Source organism: Pseudomonas sp. NY15435 (genome assembly GCF_048068295.1).
Classification (GTDB): Bacteria; Pseudomonadota; Gammaproteobacteria; order Pseudomonadales; family Pseudomonadaceae; genus Pseudomonas.
In genome coordinates this window covers 1-252 of record NZ_JBLUQA010000044.1, presented here as the reverse complement: position 1 = coordinate 252, position 252 = coordinate 1, and the positions used below count along the sequence as shown (strand labels likewise).

2 tRNA genes are annotated in these 252 nt (G+C 58.3%); both read right to left on the bottom strand.

Features of this window, described 5'->3' with window-relative positions:
- Nucleotides 1–26: 26 nt before the first annotated feature.
- Nucleotides 27–102, bottom strand: a tRNA-Gly gene (locus ACNFH5_RS30645).
- 73 nt (nucleotides 103–175) lie between these two features.
- Nucleotides 176–251, bottom strand: a tRNA-Gly gene (locus ACNFH5_RS30640).
- Between the last annotated feature and the right edge of the window lies 1 nt (nucleotide 252).

Below are 252 nucleotides of genomic sequence, written 5' to 3'. Positions count from 1 at the left end.
CGTCCTGATGGACGGCGTTTCGATTCTGGAGCGGGAAACGAGACTCGAACTCGCGACCCCGACCTTGGCAAGGTCGTGCTCTACCAACTGAGCTATTCCCGCATCAACTTGCTGTAACCTCGGCTTTCGCCGGAGGTTAACGAAAACGCCGCCCTGATGGGCGGCGTTTCGATTTTGGAGCGGGAAACGAGACTCGAACTCGCGACCCCGACCTTGGCAAGGTCGTGCTCTACCAACTGAGCTATTCCCGCA